This window comes from Thermosipho atlanticus DSM 15807 (genome assembly GCF_900129985.1).
Lineage (GTDB): Bacteria > Thermotogota > Thermotogae > Thermotogales > Fervidobacteriaceae > Thermosipho_A > Thermosipho_A atlanticus.
Genome location: NZ_FQXN01000001.1, coordinates 57,246 through 73,611 on the forward strand (window position 1 = coordinate 57,246; position 16,366 = coordinate 73,611).

Sequence of the window (16,366 nt, forward strand, 5' to 3'; positions counted from 1 at the left end):
TGCCGTATGAAAATAGTAATTGTAGGGCTTCAGTGGGGAGATGAAGGGAAAGGAAAAGTTGTTGCTTATTTTTCGCAGTTTTTTGATAATGTGGTTAGATTTAGTGGTGGAAGTAATGCCGGGCATACAATTGAATATAATGAAGGAATAAAAATTGTCAATCATCTTTTGCCCTCATTTTATAATGGAAAACAATTAAATTTGATTATATCAAACGGAGTATTAGTTGATTTAGAAACGTTAGTTGAAGAAATTGAGGAATTGAAAAATAAAATAGATTATTTACCGGAAATAAAGATTTCGAATTTGGCTCATGTTGTTCTTCCATTTCATAAAGTATTAGACGAGAAAATTGATGAAGAGACACATATAGGTACTACAAAGAGAGGAATAGGACCAGCTTATGCTGACAAGATTAATAGGATTGGAATAAGACTAAAGGATTTTGAAAATAAAGATAATTTAATGAAAAAATTGAGGAATATCTCTGAGTTTTACTATAAAATGTATGGGATAAATCTAACTTTAAATTATAAATACATTATTGAGCTATACGAAAAGATTAAACGTTATATTGTAAGTCAGATGGAGATAATAGAAGAGATAAAGGAAAGTAATGTACTGTTTGAAGGAACACAGGGTGTATTGTTAGATTTGGATATGGGGACTTATCCGTATGTTACGGGAACTAATTGTAATACTACTGGAGTTCAAAGTGGAGTAGGATATCCAGTTAAAATTGATAAATATTTAGGAGTTTTTAAAGCGTATTTAACTAGAGTCGGAAATGGGCCATTTCCAACAGAAATTTATGGTGAAGAAGCAGCGATGTTAAGAGAAAAAGGTAAAGAATTTGGGGCAACAACTGGAAGGCCTAGAAGGGTAGGCTGGTTAGATTTGATTCTATTGAAATATGCTATTAAGGTCTCAGGTGTCGAAGAGTTGGTGTTGACAAAAGGTGATATACTTAGTAAAATAACAAAAATTCCAGTATGTATAGGATATAAAATTGGAAGTAAAGTGAAGGAAAATATCACTAGTATTGATGAAATAAAAGAAGTTACACCAGTATATACATATTTGGATGGTTGGGAAACTTTAAATGATTTAAATTTTAAAAGGTTCTTGGAATTTATTGAAAATTTTGTGGATGTTAAAATTAAATACGTATCCTATGGACCAAAGGTTGACCAAATTAAGCAAATTAGGCAAAATTGAATTTTTGGAGGTGAGTTATGTATACCATTAAAACAGTTGTTGTTATCGACTTTGGTTCACAATATACACAGTTAATTGTAAGGAGAATAAGAGAAATTGGATATTATGCCGAACTTTTATCCTGGGATGTATCGAAGGAAGAAGTGGTTGAATTAAATCCAGCTGCGATAATTTTCTCAGGTGGTCCAGCAAGTGTATTTGAAGAAGGGGCGCCATATATCCAAGATTATTTTTTTGAGCTAAATGTACCAATTCTTGGCATATGTTATGGACTACAGAGCATAATTCAGAAATTTGGTGGGAAAGTAGAAAAGTCTTCAAAAAGAGAATTTGGACGTACATTTTTAGAAATAATCAAAAAAGATCCAATTTTTGATGGTATTCCTAAAAAATCTGAGGTATGGATGAGCCATTCAGATAGAGTTGAAGAGTTGCCAGAAAATTTTTATGTTATAGCTCAGAGTGAGAATTCACCGTATGCGGTTGTAAGAAATGTGGAAGGGAACATATATGGTGTACAATTTCATCCTGAGGTTACTCATAGTCAGTATGGGCGAAAACTGTTATCAAATTTTATTGAAAAAGTTGTAGGAATTGAGAAGAACTGGAGAATGGAAGATTTTCTTGAGAAAAAAATTAGGGAAATAAGAGAAACAGTAGGAGAAAATAAGGTAATATTGGGACTATCTGGAGGAGTTGATTCATCTGTTCTAGCAATTTTGTTAAATAAAGCTATAGGTAATAATTTGATACCAATTTTTGTGGACACGGGACTTTTAAGATTAAACGAAAAATCTGAAGTTGTTGAAAATTTTGAGGATTTAGGTATTGACTTAGTAATAGTAGACGCTCAAGAAAAGTTTTTTGAAGTTTTAAAAGGTGTAGAAGCACCAGAAGAAAAGAGAAAAATTATAGGACATACATTTATTGAGATATTTAACGAAACTGCGAAAAAGTTACTAGAAAAACATGGTGATATTAAATTTCTTGCTCAAGGTACACTTTATCCGGATGTTATAGAAAGTAAGGTGTGCGGAAGCAAATCAGCAGCGAAAATAAAAACTCATCATAATGTAGGAGGATTACCAGAAAAATTACCGTTCAAAGTTATAGAACCTTTCCGAAATTTATTTAAAGATGAAGTTAGACAGATAGGAAAAATTTTAAATATTCCTGAAAAGATAATTAATAGACATCCATTCCCTGGTCCAGGCCTTGCTGTAAGAATTATCGGAGAGGTAACAAAAGAATCCGTTGAAAAACTTCGAAAAGCGGATTATATATTCATTGAGGAACTGAGGAAAGAAAATTTATATGACAAGGTGTGGCAAGCATTTTCCGTATTGTTACCAATAAAAACGGTAGGAGTTATGGGGGATTATAGAAGTTATGAAAATGTAATAGCTCTTCGTGCTGTGAATAGCGAAGATGGTATGACTGCAGATTGGGCAAAATTACCATCCGAGTTTTTAAATCAAGTGGCAAAGAGAATTATTAATGAAGTTAGTGGAATAAATAGAGTAGTATACGATATTACTTCAAAACCTCCAGCAACAATTGAGTGGGAGTAAGGAGGGAAAAATAAAGTGGTTGAAAGATATGCATTAGAACCAATTAAAAGCTTATGGACTCTTGAAAATCAATATGAAAGATGGCTAGAAGTGGAGTTGGCTGTAATTAGAGCATATGAGGAATTAGAAAAAATACCTAAAGGTACTTATGAAAAAATAAAAGATAATATTTATTTTAATATCGAAGAGTTTTTAGAAATGGAAAAGGAAATAAAACATGATGTAATAGCATTTATCAAAGTTGTAACTTCAAAAATGGGAGATGAGGCAAAATATTTTCACTATGGATTAACCTCTTCAGATGTAGTAGATACTGCTAACATTTTAGCTTTGATTCGTTCAACAAAATATATTCTTAGTGAAATTGAATTGCTTAGGAAGTTGTTATATGAAAAAGCTTTAAAATATAAATATTTACCAACTATTGGGAGAACACATGGTGTTCATGCCGAACCAACATCTTTTGGTTTAAAATTTCTTTCTTGGTACGATGAATTTGGTAGAAATCTGAGAAGGTTAGAAAAAGCTTATGAAGAACTTTCTATTGGAAAGTTATCTGGAGCGGTTGGAAATTATGCCAATATCGATCCTCAAGTAGAAGAGTTGGCATTATCGTATTTATCATTAAAACCTGCTTTGACGGTTTCTCAAGTAATTCCAAGGGATTATCACGCTTATTTAGTTGAAGTATTTGCTCTAATTGCGTCTGCCATTGAAAGAATGGCAGTGGAAATTAGACATTTGCAGAGAACAGAAGTTTTTGAAGTGCAAGAACCGTTTAGAAAAGGGCAAAGGGGTTCTTCAGCTATGCCACATAAGAAAAATCCAATTTTGAGTGAGAGATTAACAGGTTTGGCAAGAATAGTAAAAAACTATGTTAACATTGCTCTTGAAAATATAGTTTTATGGCATGAAAGAGATATTTCTCATTCTTCTGCAGAAAGATTTATGTTTCCAGATATAACTATGTTGGTATTTTATATGTTGAAAAAAGCACAAGAATTAATAGAAAACTTAGTAATTTTTGAAAAAAATATAAGAAGAAACATTGATATTACCAAAGGTTTAGTTTATTCTCAAAGGGTTTTCCACGCGCTAATGAATGAAGGATTTTCAAGAGAAGAAGCATATAAAAAGGTCCAAGGAGTTGCCTTAATTTGTACAAAGAAAAATTTATCGTTTAAGAAGGAAGTTGAAAATCATTTTGGAAACATATTTACAAACAAAGAACTTAAAGAGTTATTTAATCCTTCGTATTATTTAAGAAATATCGATAAAATTTATGAAAGATTTGAAGGTTAATCGTTGAAACTTATTTTTTCAATTATTTTATCACAGAGTTGACCTTTATAACCACTTTCATTAGATAATTCACTTAAAAGTCTAACTAAACTGAAGAAACTATCTTTCGGGATAATTTTTGATAACTTTAAAAGATTATTAGAAATAGTTTCAACGTTTTCAATCATTGTTTTTGCTTCATCTTCTGAAATATTTGAAATAAAATCTACAATTCTTATAATTATAGAATTTACTTCATGAATTTCCAGTTTTTCAGGAATATTACCTTCTAAAATTATATCTCGTGCATTTGGAATTTCAAAAAACATATTTTCGATGAAAACTTTCGCTGCTTCTGATCCTAAAATTCCTGAAGCAAGTTGATATCCAAATCTTTTTTTATCTTCTTTTGAAAGTTTTTTAAGAACATTTCCTAATTTATACCAGCTTCTAGGACTTGGTTTTATATTAGCTTTTAAAGAAACATTTATTCTTGGAAACAAGAATTCAGGATTTTTTTCTACAAATTTTTTGATTTCTTCTGGTAATCCAATTTGATCAGCCCATTGTAACCATTCATCAACACTTGGAGAAATTTCAAGAATAAAAAATCTTGAAAGAAAAGCGGGATCTGTAATTAAATCCACCTGATCATAGTCTTCATCAGGAGGATTCATTGAAGCAGCTATCCAAGTACCTTTTGGTAAGACGTGGTTGTGTATTCGTTTATCAATTAAAAGTTGCATAATCGCATTTCTTATGCTTCTGTGTGAACGATTTATTTCATCTAGAAAAATTATATAGTTTTCATTATCAGGCCACCAGTCTGGTGCCAAAAAGACTGTTTTATTATTTTCTCTAGAAGGCAAACCAATAAGATCACCTGGTTCCATTTGTGAAAGTACTAAAATTACAAGTTTTCTATTGGTTTCATTAGCTATTTCTCTCATTAGATCTGTTTTACCAACCCCAAAATGTCCAACTAATAGGGGAACTTCTCCAGATTCCATGATTTTTTTTGATAAATATTTAGCTTCCTGAATAGTCAAGTTCAGCACCTCCAAGGTCTTTTACAAGTTCTTCTACCATAGTTTCGTCTTTAAAAACGTTAGTCAGAGAATATATATAGCCTCTTCCTTTTTTTTGTCTCTTTACTACTCCACTTGACAGTAATTGTTTAAGTACATTATAGGAATCTTTTCCTCTTATACCATCAATTTCAGATTTAGTTAACTTATTTTTAGTAGCTAAAAGTAAAACAATTTCTAACTGAGCTTCAGAAAGACTACTTAAAGATCTTTTTCTTACAATTTTGGATACTTCTGATGAAAATTGTTCTTTAGTGTAAAATCTTAAGAATCCGTCAATATTCCTTAGTTCAATGCCATGTTCTTCGGAGGAATTATATTTTTTTTGAAGTTGTAAAATAATTTCATCTAAAACGTTCTCCGAAATGTCAGTTATTTTTTGAAGATCTTGTTTTTTAATACCTCTTGAAGCAAATATCATTGCTTCAACCAAGGCTATTTGATTTTTTTGCATTTCTGACCACTCTCTTGATTTTAAATTTTTTGTCTAAAAAGATTTTATTGAGTTTTATTAATTCTAGGATCGCTAAAAATTTAACTATAAACTCGTATCTATTTTTAGATTCTTTTAGTACATCAAAGAGATTTTTATCAATATATTCGTTGAGAATTTTTGTCATGACTACCTCGATTGAAAGAGATTCTTTTTTTATTTGATATACCTTTTGTTTTAGTTCGATTTCTTGAAGAGTGTTTTTTAATAGTTTCTCAAACTTTTTTTCGTTTATTTTTGGAAAAACAACTCTTACATTTATGGGGTAGTTTTTTATCTTCTTGTTATCTAGTTTTCTAACATTTTCAACCATTTCTTTTAATTTAGCATATTGTTCGACTTGTGCATAAAAATTTTCCTTTGAATATTGGAATTCTTTATCTTCATTACTCCGAGGCAATAAACTTTTTGATTTTAATTCCATTAAGTATGAAGCAGTGGCAATAAACTCTGAAGTTATATTTAGGTTCATTTTTTTCATATTATTTAGATAATTCATAAATTCATCAGCAAGAAGAGATAAGGGAATTTCCCTTATGCTCAATTTATTCTTTTTTACTAAAAACAATATTAAATCCAAAGGACCTTCAAAATTTTCAAATTTGAAAAGTAATTCCATTAAAAACCTTCTTCTTCTATAATAGAGGTATAATGAATTTCATATATTTCTAGTAGATTAGCGATTGTTTCAGGGTCATCACATTGAACTTTGATTGAAACTTGTCTTTTTCCATCATCTTTTAAAGTTAAAATTGACAAAATATTCATTTTATTGTTTGCTAATACATCAATTACTCTCTTTAACTCTCCAGGTTTATCGGGAAGTTCAAGAATTATTCTTGTTCCCGGTTCATCCATAGCAGAAAGTTCAGTGAATGCTTCTAATACTTCTTGTACTGTCAGGATACCAATTACTTCTGCATTGTTATTTACGACTGGAAGTATTTGATCCCTATTTTCAATTAACATTAAAGCTGCCTCTTCGACATTTGAATCTTCTACAACATAAAAGTCTGGAAATGTAACGTAATTATTAACTGATTCTTCAAGTTCCGAATCTCTAATGCTTGATTTATAAAGTACCCCTTCGAATTTGTCGTTTTCGTCTAGAACTATGCAGTAATCACATGCGTACTCCCGCATTTTTCTTAATGCTTCCCCAACATTTTGATTTACTTTAATTGTTGGAAAGTAGGTTATTACCCATTTTTTAACATTCATAAGTTAACCTCCTTTTTGATTGTCATTAAATATATTTATTTCACCATTATCAGCACAAATTACTATTATTTTGTCTTTATATTTAAAAATATCTATAGGGAATTTTCCTGTATCAAAAACTTCTATTTTCTTTCCAATAATTATAAGCTTATCATCATGTGCTGAAAGAATATACAATCGATCATTAAATACTTTTCCATTTGTAGGTTGAAACTCTAATTTGGCTACACTGTATATTTTATCATTTTTTAACTTGTATATTGTTTTTGTAAACATGGAGGCAAAGTAAAGCTCATTGTTCCATAATAATCCGAATGACAAATAAGGTTCTGTTGTATATATTTTTTTTGTTTCGAAATCTAAAATTTTCCCTCCTCGAGAATCAAGAACATATTTTGAAATCATGTGATTAGGTGTTATTAAATTAAAGTTAAGTAATTTGTTATCATATTCGATGTCTATTTCTTTGTTCCAAATGTAAAAACCTATAGCTTTTGAATTGTAAAAGTCAAAATAACTTGGCTTAGAGGAGAATTTGTGATGATATATTATTTCAAGATCAAAGTTAAAACCGTACAAATTTCCATTGTTGTCTAATATGTAAACAACATTATCTAATTTTTTATAAAAAATAGGTTTATAATCCAGCTCCTTATTAACCACTTGGAGATTTTCCAAGTTATACAAAAGTACTTGTTTTCCTACACTATCAATTACTAGTAATTCTTTTTCATTCATATAAGAAACAACTGGATAGACTCCAACATTAGTTAAGAAGAAGTCAATTTTTTTGTTCTCAACGTTAAAAATTACTACCTTCCTTTCTATTGAACTTGTTAAGATAATGTAATTCTCATAAATAGTGTTTCTATATGTATATTTTATACCAGTATATATACTTTCCGAAAAAAGAGTGTAGGATAAGAGAACCAGCAAACTAAATGATAATTTTGTAAATTTCTTCTGCAACTTTTTCTTTACTCCCTTCAATTTCTTTTATAGAGTCTTTTGATATAACATATACTTTTGTTGAGTCTTTTCCCATTACTTCGTTAGCATTGTTTGCAACAATATAATCAGCGTTTTTCTTTTTAAGTTTTTCTTTACCATACTCTATTATGTTTTCAGTTTCGGCAGCAAACCCAACGACTATTTGATTATTTTTTTTGTTTTTTCCAATTTCGGATAATATATCCTTTGTTCTTTCAAGTTCAACGATGAGTTTTGAGTTTACTTTTTTTATTTTAGAATTTGATACAGTTTTCGGTTTATAATCTGCAACAGCAGCAGTCATAATTATAAGATCATATTCTGTTACTCTTTCCATAACTCTATTGAACATTTCATTAGCGGATGTAACTTGTATAAATTCATCAATTAAATGAGGCTTTTCTAAACAAGTTGGTCCGGAAATTAAACATGTGTAAGCCCCTAGTCTTTTTGCAACTTTTGCCATAGAATATCCCATTTTTCCACTAGAATTATTTGAGATAAATCTAATTGGATCAATATTTTCTCTAGTAGGTCCAGCGGTAACAAGTACTTTTTTATTCATCAAAATCTTTGGCGAGGTAATAAATTTTATAACCTCTAATATCTTTCGATTATCTGGATATCTTCCTTTGCCGATGTCACCACAGGCAAGATGACCTTCGTCAGGTTCAAGAATATACCAGCCGTACTTGTTAAGATTTTCGAGATTTTTTTGAGTAATTGGATTCTCATACATACGAGTGTTCATTGTTGGAACAATAACTTTAGGGGTTTTTTCAGGTAAAGCTAGGGCAATTGTGGTTAGAAGGTTATCTGCGAGGCCATTTGCAATTTTAGCTATAGTATTTGCTGTAGCTGGTGCAAGTACAAAAATGTCCGTTTTTTTTGAAAGATCAGTATGTGTGATCCAACCATGGTTAATATCAAAAGTATTGATATAAACATTACAATTTCCAACTGCTGAGAAGACGGTAGGTGAAACGAGTTTTGCAGCATTTTCTGTCATAACTATATCAATGTCATAATTTTCCTTCCTTAATTTACTAACAAGATCTACGGTTTTATAAATTGCAATGCCACTTGAAACTCCTAATAATATATGCATTACTCTCCTCCTCTGAAGATATTGTGTTCACTTGGAAATACTTCATTTTTAACTTCTTGCTTATATTTTTCTAAGGCATTAAGCATCATATTAAAACTATCGACATACTTTTTAGAAAATTTCGGCTGAAATTCCGGGTTAAGTCCGACTATGTCATGGAAAACTAGTACTTGGCCATCACAGAACCTTCCAGCCCCTATACCAATAGTTGGAATAGAAAGTTTTTCTGTTATTTCTTTTGCAACTTCCTCAATTACCATTTCTAATACAAGAGAGAATACTCCGCTTTTTTCAAGCTCTATTGCGTTGTTTATTAAGTATTCCCTTGATGCTTTTGTCTTACCTTGAACCTTATATCCACCAAATACATTTAAAGATTGTGGAGTTAAACCAAGGTGTCCCATTACAGGTATACCTATTGAAATCATTTTTTTGATTAAATTTCCGAAAACTTTACCACCTTCAAGTTTTACTGCATTTGCACCATTTTTAAGAAATATACCTGCATTTTTAATTGATTCTTCTTCACTATGTCCGTACGACAAAAATGGCATATCTGCAACAATAAATGAATTAGGTGCACCTCTTCTAACCGCTCTTAAGTGGATTAACATTTCTTGCATTGTTACTGGCATAGTATCTGAATAACCAAGAACATTGTTGCCCAAAGAATCCCCTACTAATATTATATCAACACCGGCTTTTTCAGCGATTTTTGCTGAAGGGGTATCGTAAGCTGTTACCATTACTATCTTTTCTTTTCCTTTCATTTTCATGATCTTATTAATATTCATATCATATTCCTCCTTAGAAATTCTCTATACTAAATTATACCATTATTAAAAAATTTTATGTTATACTTTTTCTAGTAAATAATTAGGGGGTATTCTGTGAAAAAGATTCTATTAGTAGGTTATTATGGTTTCGGGAATTTAGGTGATGAATTAATGAGAATTTCAATTAAAAAATTTTTGAAAAGAGAAAATTACCAAGTTGTTGAACTTTTACCTAAAGAAGTTAAGTATGAGAATGCGTATAGTAGGTTTAATATTATTTCAGTTTTAAATGCTATAAGCAAAAGTGACATAGTAATATGTGGTGGCGGAGGAGTTTTACAAGATAAAACTAGTTTTAGAAGTTTTATGTATTATTATTTGATTTTTAAAATCTCATTGTTTCTCAGAAAACCGGTAATATTTTTCGGTAATAGTTTTGGCCCATTTAAAAGATATTTAAGTAGAATTTTATTTAAGGATTTGCTAAGAAATAAAAAATTATATATATTTTCAAGAGATGAGGTTTCATATAAATATGTGAAAAAGTATAATAACAAAGCTTTTATTTATACAGATCCTTCAATTCCGATTTTATCCGAAGAAAAATACGAAAAAAAAGTTCAGAGAAAAGCAGTCATTGTACCCAGAAAGTTTAGAAGTTATGTTCCAGTATTATTATGTTTAGCTAATCAAGGTTTTACTAACGTAGTTTTTGCTCCTTTTTCGCCTGAAGATGTACCACTTGCAAAACGTTTATCAAACTTTTCCGTAAAAAAGCTGAAAGTAAGTTATTGTGATGTGGAAGATTCTATAAGTCATATAAAGCAGAGTGAATTAGTAATTAGTGAGAGATTTCATGGGGCTTTGATTGCAGCATACTTTGAAGTACCTTTTATTTCTTTAAAAGATGAAAAATTTAGGCGTTTTTTTCATAAATACCAAAAGGATTACAATGGATATGCAAAAGGCATAATTGAAGCTTCGTATAAAATTTCAAAAGTGAAAGGAATTAAATTGCAGGTTCGAAAACAAATGGAAGAAGATGCGAAAGAAATGTACGAAAAGCTTAAGAATTTGATACATAATCTCGCTTAAAAAATTACTATTGGATAATTTTTAGTGGGGTGGGGTAGAATTTCTACTTCTGTTTCATAAAGTTGCTGAATATTTTCTTTATAAATTACATTTTTGGGAATTCCTTCAAAAATAATCTTTCCATTTTTTAAGGCATAGATATAGTCACAATATTTTGCAGCAATGTTTATATTGTGAAATGCTGCTAAAACACTTTTCCCAAATTTTGTAAGTTGTTTTAGTATTTCAACTATCTTTATCGAATGCGAAATATCAAGATGAGCTGTTAATTCATCCACAAGTATTATTGGAGTCTCTTGATACAAACTTCTTGCAATTAAAGCTCTGCGTTGTTCTCCACCACTCAGTGTTGAAAAACTCCTGTTTTCAAAATTTTCTAGTCCGACTATTTTTAAACTTTCTTTTATTTTTGTTAAGTCCTCGCAATTTGAGAAGAAACTTCTACTTTTATGATAACCTCCCATTTCAACAATATCTTTAACTTTAAACTCAAATGCCGGGTTGAAGTCTTGCCTTACAAATGAAATTAATTTTGCAATTTCTAATCGGTTAAGTTTTCTTATATCTTTCCCAAAAAGTATTATTTTTCCAGATTTTGGTTTTAATAGTTTTGCGATTAAATTTAAAGTGGTTGATTTTCCAGCGCCATTAGGGCCAATAATTCCTACAAAAGTTCCTTTTTTTAGTGAAATGTTTAAATTGTTCAGTGAAAAATTTTCATATGAAAAACAAAGGTTTTTTACTTCAAGAATTTTGTTGTTCATATGATGAAGCCACCTTAAGCATTTTTTTGTAAGTTTCCATTATTCTTTCAGCATAAATGTCTTTATAAATTCCACCATTGTAATGTCTAATAGCATCTACAATGTTTCCGAATTTATTGTATAAATACTTTATATAATAAGTTCCGATTTTTATGTTTAACTTATAATCCCAAAGAATTCTAATCCATCCTTCTTCAGGTTTTTCGATTTTAAACACTTTTGCAACAAAGGCAGCCGTTTCCGGTTTGATTTGCATCATGCCAAGTTCACCGTCTAAGCCAATTACATTTCTAAATTCACTTTCCACAATTATTACTGAAGTGATCAGGAGAGGGTCAATTCCCGTTTCTTTTGAAATTGATATGATTGTATCTTCAATCTCATACAACATTTCATCATAAGTGTCTAAACCATGAGATGCTCTATATTCTTTTATCATATCTCTAAACCATTGGCCTGGTAATGCCAAAAGATTAGTGGAAAGTGTTAAGATTAATATAAATAAAATTATTTTTTTCATGTTTTACCTCCTAAGTTATTATAAATGCAATTAACATTCCTAAAATAAAACCAGCAATTGCTTCTGCCATTGTATGCCCACTGTTTGGATCCACTTTTCTTCTCAAACCTACTGCATCAGAAGCTGTTACAGCTAAGAAAATAGCTGCGATAGCGGTGTGTGGAGAGTCATAACCAGTTGTTCTTGCTATTGCCCAAGCCAAAGCTGAAATTGTTGAGATATGAGCACTTGGCATTCCTCCATATCTTCCAAATGCTTTTATATCTCTATAAATGATTACTTTTATAAATTGTGAAAACAAAAAACCAAGTACTGCTGCTAATAACGGTATATTTTTGAATAGATCGAGCATTTTGAACACTCCTCTAACATATTGTTACGTTAAGAATTTCACTTTTAAATTATATTTATTGATTTTATTCCACCCTTCTTTTAATTTTAATTTTTTTCCGATATCGTTTTTTACAATTAACATTTTAGGTTTAATGATTTCAATAAAGTCGGTGAAAATATTTTCTATTTCACTAAAATTTTCTTCAGTAATGATTAATATTTCAGGGTCAAGTTCATACTTTGAAAGTCCAATTTTTTCTAATTTTGCTTTTCTTTCTTTTAACTTTTCTTGTTTGATTTTTTCAACTTCATTGAGTGAAAATATACAACCACAATAACTTTGTCTATAAATTTTTCTTTCTTTTATAAATTTTAATGATTTTTGATATTCTTTACCTTTTCTGAAAAAAGATTCTACATATTTAATTCCAGTTTCTTTTTCTACAATTTTACCAATTTTATTTATTTTATCCAAATTTTTTCTTGGAGACGCCGTTAAAGTTGTTGTAAATTCATTTTCTCCAATTTCTTTGGCTTTCAATGCAGTTTTATATAATCTAAGGAAAATACATTTTTCACATCGAGTGCTATTTTCACCTAGGTGTTCATATCCTTTAATAAGCTTATAAAACACATTGGGATTATATTCACTTTCAACAATATTAAATCCCCACACGTATGATAGTTTATAAACTTCTTTTAATCTTTTTTCGTATTCTTCTTTTGGATAAATATTGGGATTGTAAAAATAAACGTTTTCTATTTTCCCTAAATGAAAGTATGCTGGTACTAAATCAGGAGCACAACATACGTGCAAAAGCATTAGAACACCTTCTTAGAATCTAGTAAAAGTGTTACTGGACCATCATTAATAAGTGAAACTTCCATATAAGCTCCAAAAGTACCAGTTTCTACTTTTAAACCGTATTTTTTTGAATACTCAATAAATTTTTCGTATAATTTTTTTGCCTGAGTAGGAGGTGCTGACTCAGAGTATGAAGGTCTTCTTCCACGCCTACAGTCACCAAATAAAGTGAATTGTGAAACTATTAATAGTTCTCCTTTTATATCTATCAATGAAAGATTCATTTTGCCCTGTTCATCATCGAATATTCTCAAATTTACAATTTTATCAGATAAATACTTTGCGTCTTCGTCAGTATCATGTTTTCCAACGCCAAGCAACACTAAAATTCCTTTATTTATTTTTGCAATAGTTTTTCCATTTACATTTACTGAAGCATTAAGAACTCTTTGAATAACTGCTCTCATTTTCTTCTCACCCTCATAACTCCAGCTTTTTTTTCGATTTCTTTAATTAATTCATTTAGCTCATTTAAAGATTTTACCATAATTGTGAAATTTGCAAATATTGTTTTCCACGATTCGGCTTCAAAAACTTTCAAACTGGAAACATTAATTTTTTTGGAAATAAATATGTTCATTATTTCAGGTAATCGCTCATTTCTATCTAATTCTATCTCAATAGCAGCATTAAATCCACTAGATCCTTCTGAGATCCAACTTGCCTTAAATTTCCTTTCTTCTTCAATGTTTTGAACATTTTTGCATCCAACCCTATGTATAGTGATTCCTCTTCTACTAGAAATTCCAATGATCTCGTCGCCCGGTACAGGCATGCAACATTTTGCTATATGTACATCAATTGATGAAATTCCATCTACAGATATCAAATTCTTATAGTTTTTCTTTTGTTTTGAAGAAATCTTTTTTTCTTCTTTTTGTTTTTCAATTAAATTGAGTAAATCGTTAAATGTAATACTTCCCTCGCCTATTCGCGCATATAATTCTTCAGGAGTTAAATTGTGATTTTTCATGAAATTTTTTAGTTTTTCATTTTCTAGAAGCCCTTCAATTGATATATTTAATCTTTTTGCAATTTTCCTTATAACATCTTTTCCTGATTCAATTAACCTTTCTTTTTCTTTTTCTCTAAAAAATCTTCTGATTTTTGCTTTTGTTCTAGGACTTTTTGCGTATTTTAACCAGTCAAGACTAGGTCCTTTACTCGATTTGTTAACAAGAATCTCAACTACATCACCATTTTTAAGTTTGTAACTTATGGGAACAATTTTTCCATTCACTTTCGCTCCTGAAAAATGATGCCCAATCTCTGTGTGAATGGAATATGCAAAATCAATAACTGTTGAACCTCGTGTCATATGTATAATTTCGCCTTTAGGTGTTAAAACAAAAACTTCACCAAGCTGAAGTTCATTTTTTAACTCTGATAGGTTTGTATTCCCTTGAATGAGTTCCTTTCTCCAATCTAGAAGTTGAAGAAGCCATTTTTGTTTTAAGTTGATGTTTTTCTCTTTGTATATCCAATGAGCTATTAATCCATATTCAGCTTCAGCATGCATATTATGGTCTCTTATTTGAACTTCTAATGGTTCACCAAATTGGGTAATAACAGTTGTATGAATAGATTTATAACCGTTTGACTTTGGAGCAGCAATGTAATCTTTAAACCTTCCTGGAAGAGGAACCCAAATTTGATGTACAACTCCGACAGTTGTATAGCATGTTCTTATATCATCAACTATGGCTCTTATACCTATCAAGTCGTATATTTCGTCAAATTTTTTGTTTTTTTCTTTCATCTTTTTCCAAATACTGTAATAGTGTTTGTATCTTCCTTCAATTTTTGCTTTTATATTATGTTCTTTTAAAGCAGCTTTTAGTTGATTAGCATATTCTTTGGTTCTTTCTTCTCTTTCTTTTTTCTTTTTAGCAACCAATTCTTTAATTTTGTAATAATCATTTGGATGAAGAACTTTAAAAGATAGATCTTCAAGTTCCCATTTGACTACATGGATTCCAAGTTTGTGAGCAATTGGAGCATATACTTCGAGAGTTTCTAATGCTTTGTATTTCTTTTTATCAATATTATCTACATACTCAATTGTACGCATGTTGTGAAGTCTATCGGCAAGTTTTACAAAAATCACTCTAACGTCTTCAGCCATTGCTAAAAGCATTTTTTGGATTGTCTCGCTTTTTTTCTTCTGTTCTATATTTCCAACAGGGGCGTTTATTTTGCTTACTTTTGTAACCCCATCAACTATTAATGCAACTTCTTTTCCAAATTCTTTTTTTATGTCTTCTAAAGTGACGCGACCTTCACTATCTTCAACTGAATCATGAAGAATACCAGCGATTAATGAAGTAACATCTAGCTTTAGGGATGCAAGAATTTTTGCAACTTCCAATGGGTGGGTTACAAAGGGCTCACCTGATTTTCGGTAAAAACCTTCATGAGCATATTCAGCCATTTTTATGGCTTTTTCTATTAGACTTTTTTCTTCGGGGTTAAATTTTTTCTGAGAGATAATTTCAAATTCTTTAATGTAATTTTCAGTTTTAACCATATTTTCACCTTCTAAGATATTAATTATTTTAACACATAATCAAAGTAAAGTGTGAAACAAAAAGTTAAGAAAATAATAAGATGATTAAGAAATATAAAAAAAACATTTTTTAAATTTTTTACCCGGATGATTTTATTTAATTTGTAATTGCAATTTTAGAGTTTACCAATTATTTAGTAACCTTTTGCAAATGATTGAACAATTAAGCCTGTTTTTCGAAGAGTTATTAGCGAATGTTTTATACTTTTGCAGTATTAACGTATTTTCAAGAAAATTAACATTTTGAGATGAAAAATAATTAAGTTAGTTTTGAAACCGTTTCCAATTTAATTTAATTTATATTTTGTTTATCGGATTTTAAAAACTTTAATTAATTGAATATTTATTAGAAAATATGATACAATATATTTTTGTAAATGAAAAAATTGTTATTTAAATTTATCATTTGAGCAATGGAGGTGATAATAAAATCAAATAAGGATTTTCTAGTTTAATTTAAATTTAAAGTTAAAAAAT

General features: G+C 29.8%; 17 protein-coding genes. 4 read left to right on the forward strand and 13 right to left on the reverse strand.

Features of this window, described 5'->3' with window-relative positions; all coding sequences use genetic code 11:
• The first annotated feature begins 6 nt into the window (after positions 1-6).
• Genes BUB65_RS00310 through purB form a run of 3 tightly spaced genes read left to right on the forward strand, consistent with a single transcriptional unit; the run spans position 7 to position 4,091 of the window.
• The gene (locus BUB65_RS00310) at positions 7-1,218 is read left to right on the forward strand and encodes an adenylosuccinate synthase (RefSeq protein ID WP_073070878.1); all 1,212 of its coding nucleotides are present in this window, start codon (positions 7-9) and stop codon (positions 1,216-1,218) included.
• Positions 1,219-1,244: 26 nt separating this feature from the next.
• The gene (guaA, locus tag BUB65_RS00315) at positions 1,245-2,789 is read left to right on the forward strand and encodes a glutamine-hydrolyzing GMP synthase (protein ID WP_073071717.1); all 1,545 of its coding nucleotides are present in this window, start codon (positions 1,245-1,247) and stop codon (positions 2,787-2,789) included.
• A gap of 15 nt (positions 2,790-2,804) precedes the next feature.
• Complete coding sequence (gene purB / locus BUB65_RS00320) at positions 2,805-4,091, forward strand: adenylosuccinate lyase (RefSeq protein WP_073070880.1); 1,287 nt, start codon at positions 2,805-2,807, stop codon at positions 4,089-4,091.
• On the opposite strand, the gene BUB65_RS00325 is transcribed toward purB, so the two are convergent.
• From BUB65_RS00325 to panB, 7 genes are read right to left on the reverse strand one after another with little or no spacing between them, the layout of a single operon-like run.
• Complete coding sequence (locus tag BUB65_RS00325) at positions 4,088-5,119, reverse strand: AAA family ATPase (protein ID WP_073070883.1); 1,032 nt, start codon at positions 5,117-5,119, stop codon at positions 4,088-4,090. The genes purB and BUB65_RS00325 overlap by 4 nt on opposite strands.
• The gene (scpB, locus tag BUB65_RS00330) at positions 5,100-5,612 is read right to left on the reverse strand and encodes an SMC-Scp complex subunit ScpB (RefSeq protein WP_073070885.1); all 513 of its coding nucleotides are present in this window, start codon (positions 5,610-5,612) and stop codon (positions 5,100-5,102) included. Before scpB ends, BUB65_RS00325 begins: the two co-directional genes overlap by 20 nt.
• Positions 5,584-6,270 (reverse strand): segregation and condensation protein A, encoded by a 687-nt coding sequence (locus BUB65_RS00335; protein WP_073070888.1) that lies wholly within the window; start codon positions 6,268-6,270, stop codon positions 5,584-5,586. Before BUB65_RS00335 ends, scpB begins: the two co-directional genes overlap by 29 nt.
• Positions 6,270-6,872, reverse strand: coding sequence for a CBS domain-containing protein (locus BUB65_RS00340; RefSeq protein ID WP_073070891.1), 603 nt, complete (start codon positions 6,870-6,872; stop codon positions 6,270-6,272). The genes BUB65_RS00335 and BUB65_RS00340 overlap by 1 nt, the downstream gene beginning before the upstream one ends.
• A gap of 3 nt (positions 6,873-6,875) precedes the next feature.
• Positions 6,876-7,841: a hypothetical protein gene (locus BUB65_RS00345; protein ID WP_073070893.1), complete on the reverse strand. Its 966-nt coding sequence runs from the start codon at positions 7,839-7,841 to the stop codon at positions 6,876-6,878.
• Entirely contained in the window at positions 7,810-8,970 is a 1,161-nt protein-coding gene (gene coaBC / locus BUB65_RS00350) for a bifunctional phosphopantothenoylcysteine decarboxylase/phosphopantothenate--cysteine ligase CoaBC (protein WP_073070896.1), read from the reverse strand. Before coaBC ends, BUB65_RS00345 begins: the two co-directional genes overlap by 32 nt.
• Entirely contained in the window at positions 8,970-9,764 is a 795-nt protein-coding gene (gene panB, locus BUB65_RS00355) for a 3-methyl-2-oxobutanoate hydroxymethyltransferase (RefSeq protein WP_073070898.1), read from the reverse strand. Before panB ends, coaBC begins: the two co-directional genes overlap by 1 nt.
• A 96-nt stretch (positions 9,765-9,860) precedes the next feature.
• On the opposite strand from panB, the gene BUB65_RS00360 reads away from it, so the two are divergent.
• A complete protein-coding gene (locus BUB65_RS00360; RefSeq protein ID WP_073070900.1) occupies positions 9,861-10,841 on the forward strand; it encodes a polysaccharide pyruvyl transferase family protein in 981 nt (326 codons plus the stop codon).
• Here BUB65_RS00360 and BUB65_RS00365 read toward each other — a convergent pair.
• From BUB65_RS00365 to BUB65_RS00390, 6 genes are read right to left on the reverse strand one after another with little or no spacing between them, the layout of a single operon-like run.
• Positions 10,838-11,605, reverse strand: a complete 768-nt coding sequence (locus BUB65_RS00365) for an ABC transporter ATP-binding protein (RefSeq protein ID WP_073070903.1) — start codon at positions 11,603-11,605, stop codon at positions 10,838-10,840. The two genes, BUB65_RS00360 and BUB65_RS00365, sit on opposite strands and share 4 nt — an antisense overlap.
• Complete coding sequence (locus BUB65_RS00370; RefSeq protein WP_073070905.1) at positions 11,586-12,125, reverse strand: transglycosylase SLT domain-containing protein; 540 nt, start codon at positions 12,123-12,125, stop codon at positions 11,586-11,588. Before BUB65_RS00370 ends, BUB65_RS00365 begins: the two co-directional genes overlap by 20 nt.
• A gap of 10 nt (positions 12,126-12,135) precedes the next feature.
• Positions 12,136-12,477: a divergent PAP2 family protein gene (locus BUB65_RS00375; RefSeq protein ID WP_073070907.1), complete on the reverse strand. Its 342-nt coding sequence runs from the start codon at positions 12,475-12,477 to the stop codon at positions 12,136-12,138.
• A 24-nt stretch (positions 12,478-12,501) separates the two neighbouring features.
• Complete coding sequence (locus tag BUB65_RS00380) at positions 12,502-13,281, reverse strand: epoxyqueuosine reductase QueH (RefSeq protein WP_073070910.1); 780 nt, start codon at positions 13,279-13,281, stop codon at positions 12,502-12,504.
• Entirely contained in the window at positions 13,281-13,730 is a 450-nt protein-coding gene (dtd, locus tag BUB65_RS00385) for a D-aminoacyl-tRNA deacylase (RefSeq protein ID WP_073070912.1), read from the reverse strand. Before dtd ends, BUB65_RS00380 begins: the two co-directional genes overlap by 1 nt.
• On the reverse strand, positions 13,727-15,850 hold the full coding sequence (locus BUB65_RS00390; protein ID WP_073070914.1) for a RelA/SpoT family protein: 2,124 nt from the start codon (positions 15,848-15,850) through the stop codon (positions 13,727-13,729). The genes dtd and BUB65_RS00390 overlap by 4 nt, the downstream gene beginning before the upstream one ends.
• Between the last annotated feature and the right edge of the window lie 516 nt (positions 15,851-16,366).